This is a genomic window from Okeania sp. SIO3I5, from assembly GCF_010672085.1.
Taxonomy (GTDB): domain Bacteria; phylum Cyanobacteriota; class Cyanobacteriia; order Cyanobacteriales; family Microcoleaceae; genus Trichodesmium.
Window position 1 is genome coordinate 1 of record NZ_JAAHHT010000266.1, and the last position, 12,191, is coordinate 12,191.

5 protein-coding genes are annotated in these 12,191 nt (G+C 37.1%); 2 read left to right on the forward strand and 3 right to left on the reverse strand.

What is annotated here, in order from left to right:
* The first annotated feature begins 313 nt into the window (after positions 1-313).
* Together F6K40_RS34335 and F6K40_RS34340 are read left to right on the forward strand one after the other, a co-directional pair.
* Positions 314-2,470 (forward strand): Tex family protein, encoded by a 2,157-nt coding sequence (locus F6K40_RS34335; protein WP_293142844.1) that lies wholly within the window; start codon positions 314-316, stop codon positions 2,468-2,470.
* A gap of 370 nt (positions 2,471-2,840) precedes the next feature.
* A complete protein-coding gene (locus F6K40_RS34340) occupies positions 2,841-3,491 on the forward strand; it encodes a Uma2 family endonuclease (RefSeq protein ID WP_293142847.1) in 651 nt (216 codons plus the stop codon).
* Between the two features lie 299 nt (positions 3,492-3,790).
* On the opposite strand, the gene F6K40_RS34345 is transcribed toward F6K40_RS34340, so the two are convergent.
* From F6K40_RS34345 to F6K40_RS34355, 3 genes are all read right to left on the reverse strand, one after another.
* The gene (locus F6K40_RS34345; protein WP_293142850.1) at positions 3,791-7,366 is read right to left on the reverse strand and encodes a response regulator; all 3,576 of its coding nucleotides are present in this window, start codon (positions 7,364-7,366) and stop codon (positions 3,791-3,793) included.
* Between the two features lie 1,530 nt (positions 7,367-8,896).
* On the reverse strand, positions 8,897-9,358 hold the full coding sequence (locus F6K40_RS34350) for a response regulator (protein ID WP_293142853.1): 462 nt from the start codon (positions 9,356-9,358) through the stop codon (positions 8,897-8,899).
* Positions 9,359-9,481: 123 nt separating this feature from the next.
* The gene (locus F6K40_RS34355; protein WP_293142856.1) at positions 9,482-11,782 is read right to left on the reverse strand and encodes an ATP-binding protein; all 2,301 of its coding nucleotides are present in this window, start codon (positions 11,780-11,782) and stop codon (positions 9,482-9,484) included.
* Positions 11,783-12,191: the final 409 nt, after the last annotated feature.

Consider the following 12,191-nt stretch of genomic DNA (forward strand, 5'->3'; position numbering starts at 1 on the left):
AGAAGTAAGTTACTGGAGTTCAGTCGTTTGCACTTGCGATCAGATTTTTCCTGGAGTTGGCAGACCGAAAATTTGGGAAAAAATCTGTCAAGCGAATCGGATTTTTGTTTGATTTGGGATACGGAAAATTTCGGAAAAAATCTGACAAGTGAATCGAATTTTTGTTTGGTTTGGGAGACGGAAACTTGAGGATAAAATCTGACAAGTGAATCAAATTTTTATCTTGGTTGGGAGAACGAAAATTTCGGAAAAAATCTGATAGGATTTCTATTTGGTATAAAATAATTAAAAATTATATTTATCTAGATAGCTTATGTTGGACATAAATAAAACCCTAGCTCAAGAATTAAATATCAATCCTAAAAATATTAAAAATGCTCTGGAACTTTTAAACGGAGGAGCAACTATTCCTTTTGTTGCTCGTTATCGGAAAGAATATACTGGTTCCCTGGATGAAACTCAACTGCGGAATATTTGGGATAGATTTACTTATCTTCAGGAACTTGAAGAAAGAAAAAAAGTAATTTTAAAAGCAATTTCTGAAGCTGGCAAACTTACGGAGGAATTACAAGAAAAAATAGAGTCTTGTCTGCAAAAAACAGAATTAGAAGACCTTTATCTTCCCTATAAAGCAAAGCGCCGAACTAGGGCAACTATTGCTAGGGAAAAAGGTTTAGAACCTTTGGCAGAATTTATTAAATCTCTGAATCATCCCCAGGCAAAAATTATCTCTATTGAAGAAGAAGCAGTTAAATATATTTATGAGGAAAAAGGTGTCAAAAATTTAGAAGATGCTATCCAAGGAGCATCTGATATTTTGGCAGAAGCAGTGGCAGAAAAAGCTGAACTACGCGCTTATATTCGAGAATATTTTCTCAAAAAAACTGGTTTTAGTTCCAAAATAAAAGATGATTATCCAGAAGGTACAACTAAATTTGAAATGTACCGAAATTTTCAGGTAAATGTTAAAGATATTGCTCCTCATAATATGTTGGCTTTGTTACGAGGAGAAACCGAAGGAATATTAAATCTAGAGTTGGATTTTGATCGAGAATTTGTACTATCTTATTTGGCAGATTCAGAAATTCGTACCAGAGCTAAAGAAATCAGAAATTTTTATCAGGAAATGCTCAAAGATGCTTTTAATCGTTTGATGAAAAATTCTTTGATAAATGAAGTAAGAACCCAGAAAAAAGCTGAGGCAGATATTGAGTCAATTAAAACTTTTGAAACTAACCTTAGAGAATTATTATTATCTGCTCCTGCAGGAATGAAACCTACTTTAGGAATTGATCCAGGATTTAGAACTGGTTGTAAAGTTGCCGTGTTAGGTGAAACAGGTAAATTTTTAGAATATCAAGCTATATTTCCCCATCAATCTACAGCCCAAAAACAAAAAGCTACTACAACAATTCAACAGTTAATTCAAAAGTACAAAATTGAATTAATTGCTATTGGTAATGGTACGGCAGGAAGAGAAACAGATGAATTTATCACAGAAGTAATTTCTACTTTCGATAAAAAGCCAATAAAAGTCATGGTTAATGAATCTGGAGCCTCAATTTATTCTGCTTCTAAAGTAGCAATAGAAGAATTTCCCGATTTAGATATTACAGTCCGAGGAGCTATTAGTATCGGTAGACGTTTACAAGACCCTTTAGCAGAACTTGTCAAAATAGAACCGAAGTCTATTGGAGTCGGTCAATATCAACATGATGTAGACCAAAAATTGTTGAAAAAAAAGTTAGATGAAACAGTAGAAAGTTGCGTAAATTATGTGGGAGTAGATTTGAATACTGCCTCCAAAGAACTCCTAATTTTTGTTTCTGGAATGAGTTCCACAGTGGCAAAAAACTTAGTCAAATATCGAAATGAAAATGGAGCTTTTCAAAGTCGTCAGGAAATTTTAAAAGTGTCAAAATTAGGTGGAAAAACTTTTGAACTTTGTGCTGGTTTTTTGCGAATTCGGAGCGGTGAAAATCCTTTAGATAATACCGCAGTACATCCAGAAAGTTATTCAGTAGTTGAAGCGATCGCTCAAGAATTAGGTGTCTCAATAAATCAGATTAATGAAATATCAAAAAAAGTGAAATCTCTGGATTTAAAAAAGTATGTAACCGATAAAATTGGGGAACCAACCCTAAAAGATATTATTGGTGAATTAGAAAAACCAGGGCGCGATCCCAGAGCAGAATTTAAGTATGCAACTTTTCGAGAAGGTATCAAAGAAATTAGCGATTTAGAAGTAGGAATGCAGTTAGAAGGAATAGTAACTAACGTGGCAAACTTTGGTGCATTTGTTGATGTGGGAGTTCATCAAGATGGATTAGTACATATCTCTCAATTAGCAGATTATTTTGTTAAAGATCCCAAGCAAGTTGTGAAAGTTGGGCAAGTAGTAAAAGTGCGAGTTTTAGAAGTCAATGAAAAGTTGAAACGCATTGGTTTATCTATGAAAAATAATGAATAATTAATAATGAATAATTAATAATGGATAATGGATAATGGATAATGGATAATTAATAATTAAGAGAAACCAGGTTTATTAAATACCCTACCAGACTAACATCTACCTCCTATAAACCCGGTTTCTGATAACCGATATTAAAAAGCAGAGAAACCGGATTTATAGCGTTTCTCATTTTTATGAGGTACACTGTTGAACCTCAAAGTCCCCCTTAGAAAGGGGGATTTAGGGGGATAGAGATGTACCTCACGGATATGAGAAATGCTATATTAAATAGAAATTATCAATATAAATCATGTATAATAGACATATCTAGAAACAAAAAATAAAATCAATCATTATTAATTATCCATTATTAATTATCAATTAATTTATGATACCGACTACTCAAGTTTCTTCAAAATCAACTATTCCATTAGAAAATGGAGATCAACTTACCCGTGCAGAATTTGAGCATCGCTACAATGCTATGCCTAATTTGAAAAAAGCAGAATTAATTGAAGGTATTGTTTATATGACATCCCCAGTTAGAATCAAAAGTCATGGCGAACCCCATGCTTATATTATTGCTTGGTTGGCAGTTTATGTGGCATCTACTCCTGGAGTGGGTTTAGCTGACAATGCAACAGTGCGACTAGATGCTGACAACGAACCTCAACCAGATGCACTCTTGAGAATTGAAACTGGAGGACAGTCGCGTATTACTGAGGATGATTATCTTGATGGTGCGCCAGAATTAATTGTAGAAATTGCTGCTTCCAGTGCTGCTTATGATTTGCATCAAAAACTTAATGTCTATCGTCGTAATCAAGTACAAGAATATTTGGTGTGGCGAGTTTACGATCGCGAAATTGACTGGTTTAAGTTAACAACTGGAGAATATGTCAAACTTGAGGCAAATAGTGATGGTGTAATTTGCTCTCAATTTTTCCCTGGATTATGGTTAGATAAAACTGCTTTATTGGCAGGAGATTTGGCTAAAGTCTTAGGAGTTTTGCAGCAAGGTTTATTAAATAATGGATAATGGATAATTAATAATTGATAATTGATAATTACAGTGGTTTTCATTTAGGTGAACCACAGTAAGGGCGATTTCCTACGGAATGCTCCGCAAACGCGAATCGCCCCTACCATATTTTACTTGTAGCGATGTGGTTCATTGATTTGGAAAGCGCTGTAGGGTTTGCTGATTAAATATCAAAGCATTTACAGATAAGAGATAGTTTTCATTATTCATTATTCATTATTCATTATTTCCTACCTCAAGACAAAGACTTTTTCAGCAAACCCTGATTAGAAATAGTTTTCATTATCCATTATCCATTATTTCCTACTCCCTAACAGAATATCAATACTATTTAATACTTGTTGAAACTTTTCCCCTAAAATTATAGCTGTAGTAGACAAGAATTCTAGATCGGAAGTTTGACTGCGTAACTCCCGCTCTAGAGAGGCAGCATATTTGTAGACAGTCTCTGCCCCAATATTACCTGCCAACCCTTTCAGGGAATGAACCAGATGTAACGCCTTAGTCAAATCCTCCTGATTTATGGCCGCCAATATTTCTGTCTCATAGTCTTCTTTACAGGTTTGAACAAGCTTCAGAATCTCCAGATAACTGTTCCAGTCACCACCGATAAACTCTAAACCCAAATCAACATTCAGGCCAGGTAGAGGTAACACAGTAGTCTCTGGAAGAGAACCCTGTTCTGGAGAAACACTGGAGATATTTGTGATTACAGAAGAACTCCGAGTAGGAACAATCCACTTGCAGAGAGTCTCATATAACCTTTGGGGATTAATAGGTTTAGCGAGATGATCATTCATCCCAACTTCTAAACTTTTGGTTCTATCTATATCCATGGCATTAGCTGTTATGGCAATAATTGGCACTGTGGCAAACCATTTACCTTCCCTGTTGTTCTCCTCTGCCAGACAACGGATTAACCTGGTTGCCTCTAAACCATCGATTTCCGGCATCCTAATATCCATCAAAATTAGGTCGTAACTAAGCTCCTGAACTTTAGCGATCGCCTCTTTTCCGTTGCTTGCGCAATCTACATTCAACCCTACCTTTTGCAACAATTCCCGGACGATTTGTTGGTTGATTGCATTATCTTCTACCAATAGGATATTAGCTCCCTGAATTTCCTCAAGTCTTACCAAGTCAGACAATTGAGTATCTCTAAGATTGGTTGATACAGGAAAATCAGAAGTATCACTAAGTTCTCTAGAATAGCCAAACTCTAGTTCAAAATGAAATGTAGTGCCTTTACCCAGTTCACTCTCAACCCCAATGCTGCCGCCCATCATGTTAACAATACCTTGACAAATTGCCAGTCCCAGTCCTGTGCCACCGTACTTGCGACTGATAGAAGTATCAACTTGTGTAAAAGATTGAAATAGTCTTTCGATTTGAGAGCGATCGATACCCATCCCTGTATCTTGCACCTGATACTTCAGACGCACAGTTTCATCAGTACAACTAAGCAGTTCAACTGCAATAGTCACAAAACCAGTTTCAGTGAACTTGACAGCATTGCTCGCCAGATTCATCAACACCTGAGTTAAACGCAGAGAGTCTCCAATTAAACACTGGGGAACATCATCCCCAACTTGAAAAACCAGTTGTATTCCTTTTTCAGCAGCTTTGAGACCAAGAATATTGTTGATGGAATTTAGGATGTCATCTAATTCAAATAGGATAAATTCCAATTCCAGTTTCCCCGCTTCGATTTTGGAAAAGTCGAGGATGTCATTGATGATTTGCAGTAACGATTGGGCGGAACTCTGGATTTTTTTGAGGTAGTCTCGCTGATTAGACTGAAGAGGAGTTTGTTGAACTAAGTGGGTAAGTCCCAGAATACCATTCATCGGAGTCCGAATTTCGTGACTCATTAGGGCTAAAAATTCGCTCTTGGCACTGTTAGCATATTCGGCAGCTTCTTTTGCTGCTCGCATTTGTTGATATGCTTTTGCTTGTTGAATAGCAATAGCAATGTGAACAGATAACCGTTGCACTAAATCAATCCCATCCCTTGTCCAGGTGTAGGTATGACGATGACTTGCGAGCATCAAACCCCATAATTGCTCTTCTACAATAATAGGCACAACCAGCACTGCACGAATATCAGAAAGCTTTTCTGGAGTTAAATCTGATTTGTATAGGTCATTTACTACCCGAATCTTACCCAGGCGATACTGATCCATCCATTCTGGAGTAACCCAACAATCAGCAAGTTCTGAATCTAAAAGCGATCGCTCACCTTCAGCAATTGACTCAGCAACCACAATGTCAGAAAACTCAGGACGGAATTGGTAAACGATCGCCCGATGGCACTGCAACAGTAAACGAAATTCTTGCACAGCTGTATCAAGAATGTTCTGCAAATCTAGGGATGACCGGATTTGCTCCGTTACAGTCATCAGTAATTTTTCTTGTTCTACCTTAGCCTTAAGCACAGCAGTCCGATCGTCTAGCAAACCTTCTAACTCGGCAGTGCGATCTTCCAGCAATTTGACTCGCTCTGCTTCCAGACGCACCACCTGTTTTTCCAAAACTTCCATTAAATTATGAACTTCCGGGGGATTGATGGCTTGCAACACATTGGTTTGAGTAATGATTCCTAGAAGCTCTCCTTGCTCCCCTGTCACCACTAACCGACGGATATTTTGCTCCTCCATAAGCTGTTGAACATTCCAGAGTGACCTTTCTGGCTTAATTGCTAGAATTGGCTTACTCATCACTGCTTCTGCGGTGCAATTTTCTAGATTTAAGTCCAATGCCTGAAATTTTACTAGATCTCGCTCCGTCAGCATCCCCACCGGAATTTGTTGGGGTTGTGTAGTCGTACAACCAGGTTCTACAATGACAACAGAACTAATGCGATGTTCTGTCATCAGTTGGGCAATTACCAATACAGAAGTTTCTGGTGTTGCACAAACCACCTCAGAGTTCATTACTTCCCTCACCAGAGGTAGCTGTAGCAAGTCATTTTGTTGGCAGACTTGTCGCAAACTGTCATGGGTTAATAGTCCAACTATGCGTTTTTGGTCGTCTAGGATTGGTAAGTGACGAATATGATGCTGCTTAAACAGGTTAATCGCAGAAAACAAATCGGTCAAATCTGACTCACGCAGGGTAATGACAACACTTTTCATAATTTGACTCATTAGCAAGCAATCTAGGGGTTGCTTTTTAGCACCGAGGCGTACCACATCGCGCTCGGTTAAAATACCTACGACTCTATTTTCCTCAACTACTAATACGCAACTTGACCTTGCCCCTTGATGACGATCTTTCTCTTGGGTTGCTCTTACTTGGCCAGAGCTGCCTAGCGATCGCTCTTTATTCATCAGGGTAATAGCATCTTTAACCGTTGTATTTGGATTGACAATTAGAGGATTCCGAATTATTGCATACTTTAGGTCTGACTGAGTAATGACCTTGCTGCGAACAGACACTTGACTAACGCAGGTGCATAGTAAGTTAGCTGTAATATCTCCCTTAACCAGATAGTCTGCTGCTCCGAGTTTCATTGCCCGTACTGCAACCCGCTCATCCCCCACACCAGTCAGCACAATTACAGGTAATTTATCTTTAGGGTAGTTAGTGGCAATTGCTTCTAAAAATTCTAATCCATCTCCATCAGGTAGGTTGACATCCACCAAAGCTATATTTACCTCCTCCGACTGCCACATTTCTATTCCTTCTTCTAAAGTTTCAGCTTCTATGATGCGGTAGGTGTAGCGTAAATCTGATTTAAGATAACGAATATAGGTAAGGCGATCCACCTCAGAATCATCCAGGAGTAAAATAGTTATCCTAGGTAATAAAACTTTAGGTTTGATGGTATTTCCCTCAGTATGGGAGTTTTGATTATAAGTTGGGTTAGACATTTTTCTGCGGAAGTAGTCGATACTCAGAAGTCAGATGAAATATAGCGCTACAGTCATGGGAGCCGTCGGATTGGGGACGTACAGATAGGAGAGTCGGATTAGGGACATAAAGTTAGAAGTAATTCCTGACGCTCGTTTTAGCTACTTAGTGCCGTTCTTAGAAACCTACTGGACTGACACACCTTAAATGGTGCGTTACTTTTTAGTTGTGGGTAGACAAGGAAGACAAGGAAGACAAGGAAGACAAGGAAGACAAGGAAGACAAGGTGGCAAGGGATAAAAAATCTAATGCACAGTTTTAGCTGTGTCAGTCCACTACAATTATCTAGATAAACATAAGATTTTCTCTAAATAATCAGTTCTATTCCCTATTGCACTGGCAACGTCGGCGTCAGTCCACAGGCACACGCGGACGTTTGCTCCGCAACTAAGCACGCGAAACGCGTCAGCGGAGCGTAGCTCTCACTGCCCGCTGAATCGCTAGATTTAACTTCCCTGGCGGGAAGTCCCGCGCTTTCCATCCCCCCTAACCCCCCGCATGAAAGGGGGGAGGAGAGCTCAGGGATGGGAAAGCCAGGGTCAAAGGTTAGATACCTCCACATGCTAAACGTTATGCTCCCCTTGACTTTCGAGGAGGTATTTTATTACGATACTTATGATTGATCGTAAGTTCAATGAAGACAGGGGGAGGACATCACCTCTGTCATGCGCAGCGGTCAGGGTTTCCCAGGCGCTCAGAATCCCTATTTTTCCATCCCCCCTAACCCCCCGCATGAAAGGGGGGAATAGAAGGGCAACGTCGGGAGTATGTCAAACTAGCATTATTTATAAATTTTCTATCCTAATTTACTTAGTGCTAATACGATTGTATCAAAAAATCACATATCCTATTCTAATTCAGAAGATTTCTCACTGTAAGATACTGTTTGTAAATTTTTGTCAAGTAAAAATATTACCCTGGGGAATAGGGAATAGGGAAAAGCAGACTCTCAAAGAGTTTCAAAATTTATAAATGTCCTAACCTTAATATGATATGTAGCGCGATAATATCAAATCCAGGAGTATTGGTAGAATTCATGTCTTATAGGGGTTTGGCGACCAAACCCTTACCAAAGTTTGAGTTTTTGCCTCTTTGAGGGAACCTCTCAGCTCAAATATGGTAGTATCGGTATAAAAAAGTAGAGAAACCGGGGAAAGTATCAAATGCCCTACACTTGCTGATATTAACCTTCCACAAACCCGATTTATTATAACACTTCCATTGTCAGCGGATTCAATTTAATGCCCGTTTGGGTGTTGCATAAATACGGGATGATTTTAATAGTTTTGTGGAATGGGTATCTTGTGTGGAATGGGCATCCTGCCCGTTATTGATATTTTGGGACAGGCAGGAACAGGCAGGATGCCTGTCCCACCGCCACTGAATATTCATCCCAAAATTTCAGGAACGCCCCAAAGTAAGGGGATTCGATTTAATAGCTGTTTGCGGAGCATTTCTGTACCGGAATACTTACATAATTACTATATAACTCAACTATAAGGGAGAATAACTGCTTGAAACCAATAGAATAAAAAAATTTCTATATTCTTGCTTAAGTCTTTAATATTAACTGGTTTTTGCATATAACTGTTCGCTCCTTGTTGATAACAAATATGAATATCTTGTGGATTTGATGAAGTTGAAAATACAACTACAGGAATTTTTTTAAGTTGTTGATTATTTTTAATCACTTTAATTACTTCTCGCCCATCAGTTCCCGGCAAGTTTAAATCTATTAAAATTATTGTAGGACGAGGAGCTATTTCAGGATCAGAATATTCTCCTGTCTGAAACAGAAAATCTAGTGCTTCATCTCCATCTTCACAGTGATATATAGGATACTGAAAATCTAGCTTTCTCATAATTCTAGTTAATGCAACATAATCTTCTTGATTATCTTCAACTACTAGCAAAGATAAGTTTTTTTGATAATTATTTTGTAGTTGATTCATTTATGGCAATGATACTTTAGTTTTGAAAAAAATCTCTTGGAATTAGAGAACAGGGGTAATAATTTCACAGTTTTTCTCTACTCTATTCTTAGATTGTTGACAAAATATTAAGGATTACTATATTTATTCTTGATTCCATAATTTTAAATAGAATGTTGTTCCTTCTCCATAATTAGATTCTAGCCAAATTTGACCACCATGACGTTCAATAATTTTTTTTACTATTGTTAAACCTACTCCTGTACCACCCCCATATTTATCTTGACCGTGTAATCTTTTAAAAATTTTAAAAATTGTCTCTTGATGCTTTTCTCGAATACCTATACCATTATCTTTGACATATATAATACTAGCAGATTCATCAGTCTCTTTATAACCTATTTCTACAATTTTAGCGTCTTTTTTATTATACTTAACTGCATTATTAATTAAATTGCTAAATACCTGTTCCAGAAGAATTTTGTCTCCATATATCGCTGGCAGATTATCCATCTTTCTAATTTCAAAAGACACGTCTGGTTTACTGGCCATAACAACCTCTCCCACATTTGCAATTAATTCATTCAGATTAATAGCAGATTTATCGAGTTCTTGACGACCTAAACGGGAGAAAAATAACAAAGCATTAATTAAATCCTCCATCCGTTGACTTAAACGCACCAAAGTCTCTAATTTTTCTCGACCATCTTGCTGAAGAATCTCCCCATAATCTTCCATCAAAAATGTAGAATAATTATGAATACCCCGCAATGGTTCTTTTAGATCATGGGAAGCAATATAAGTAAAAGAATCTAACTCACTATTACTTTTTTCTAATTCCAGATTTATTTTTGCTAATTCAGAAATTCTGCGCATTATAATTCCCACAATTGCAGTTTTAAACTCCTGCGCTCCTTGTATTTCATAAAGTTGCCAAGGTAAGGAATGAAATTGAACTATTTCTTGCCATTCTACAAAAGATTTTCGAGGACAAAGTTTCATTGTACCATCAGATTCAATCTCAATCGGATATTCTGGATTTCCCGCCCAATTAACTGTTTGACTTACTTCTGGTCGAAACCACAAAACATAAATTTCTTGTACCTTGGCAATTTCTTGTACTAATAATCCACTAGCAATCTCTTTAAATTCTTTAGCTGGAGGGTAAATTATGGGCAAAGAATCAGTTGAATATATATCAGTATCGATCCGATTTTTTAGCCAATTTAGTAATGCTGTAATTTCTGCATCGCTTGGTGTTTTTTCTATTTTGTGGTATGCTCCTTCCAGACAAATTACAGCTCCCGTTGCTCCCACTATTGTTAATAATTTACTCCCGATATTTCTGAAAACAGTTAATAAATCTTCTGACTCAGAAATAATCTTTATCACCTCAGATTGAACAGACTTGAGAGTAACTTTATAATCTAAATTATCATTTTGTTCTCTAATTGGAATATGAATCGACATTACTTGACCTAAAAATTCACAAACCACTCGTTTATTGTAGGAAATATACTTAACTGATTGGTGATGGCAAGCAATTAACCCCCATAGTTTTCCTTCTTTCGCCAGAGAAATTGACATTGAACCCATAACACCCATATTATGGAGATATTCTAGATGACAGTAAGAAACACCCCGTAGTACAGAAAAGCTTAAATCTAGGGGTTGGTTGGTTAAAGGATTATTTTTAGGTATTAATTCGACAGCTTGAGAGTTGATATTTGGAATAATTCGTAGATAGTTAACAGAGAAAATATCTCTTGCTGGTTGCGGAACATCATAAGCAGGATAATGTAAACCTAAATATGCTTCTATATCTTCTCGTTTATCTTCGGCGATAACTTCTCCAGAGTCATCAGAATGAAACTTGTAGATCATCACCCTGTCAAACCCAGTAATTTTGCGAATTTCTTTAACTATGATCGCACAAAGTTCATGTAAATTGACAGATTTCTGAATTCGATTAATTGTGGGCAAAGTCAGTTGATAAAACTGGGAAAAATCTGGCTCTGATTTATCTTCAGAAGGTTCAAATTCTAGAATTACAACCCTATCATTACGATGGATAATACAGTTAAATAATTTAACTTCATTTCCACATTTAATAGATAATTTGACTGGGTTTATATATTCAAAATCTCCCGCTAAATTCTTGCGGATATTATCTATTTGATGAGATTCTAAGAGACATTTTATGTTTTGTCTTAGTAGATTTTCTGGGGGAATATTTAGCCATTCTTCTGTATTACTACTAACTTGAATAATATCAAAATCTGGCTCTTGCAAAACCAATAATGCTCCATGAGATTGAATCCAACCAGGAATATGAATTTGTTCATTATAGTCAATAGTTGAATTGACAGTTTCTGTTGTGAGAATTTCTTCTTTACTATCCATTTTATTTGATTCTAATTTTTTATCCCAGATTCCGCAGCTCATTTCAGTTATCAGTTATCAGTTATCAGTTATCAGCACCTCTGCCTGTTTGCTCCGCATTCCGCAGGAAAGTCAGAGACTTGAAATATTGAACCGAATATTTCTCTTGGTCGATTGGATATGCCGAGGAAACCTCGGCATCCCTCGACCGCTTTTTCATCCCCTTGATTGGGGAGGTTTGAGACCTGATTTTTTGGTCAAGAAGTACGGAATATAGGGCTTATCAAAAACATCATAGCAAAGAATTATATCATGTTCGGTTGAATAGTTCTATCTAATCCGTTGGGAATGGAAGTATTATAAGAAACCGGGTTTATGGGAGGTAGATTTTAGAATGAAGAATGAATAATGAACAATGAATAATTGATAATTACCTCTGGTTAAAACCATCAGATTGAATATAAGGAAATAT

What these genes read in the sequence shown, in the direction of transcription:
- F6K40_RS34335 (WP_293142844.1), top strand. Translation starts at nt 314, where the DNA reads ATGTTGGACATAAATAAAACCCTAGCTCAAGAATTAAATATCAATCCT.
- F6K40_RS34340 (WP_293142847.1), top strand. Translation starts at nt 2,841, where the DNA reads ATGATACCGACTACTCAAGTTTCTTCAAAATCAACTATTCCATTAGAA.
- F6K40_RS34345 (WP_293142850.1), bottom strand. Translation starts at nt 7,366, where the DNA reads ATGTCTAACCCAACTTATAATCAAAACTCCCATACTGAGGGAAATACC.
- F6K40_RS34350 (WP_293142853.1), bottom strand. Translation starts at nt 9,358, where the DNA reads ATGAATCAACTACAAAATAATTATCAAAAAAACTTATCTTTGCTAGTA.
- F6K40_RS34355 (WP_293142856.1), bottom strand. Translation starts at nt 11,782, where the DNA reads ATGAGCTGCGGAATCTGGGATAAAAAATTAGAATCAAATAAAATGGAT.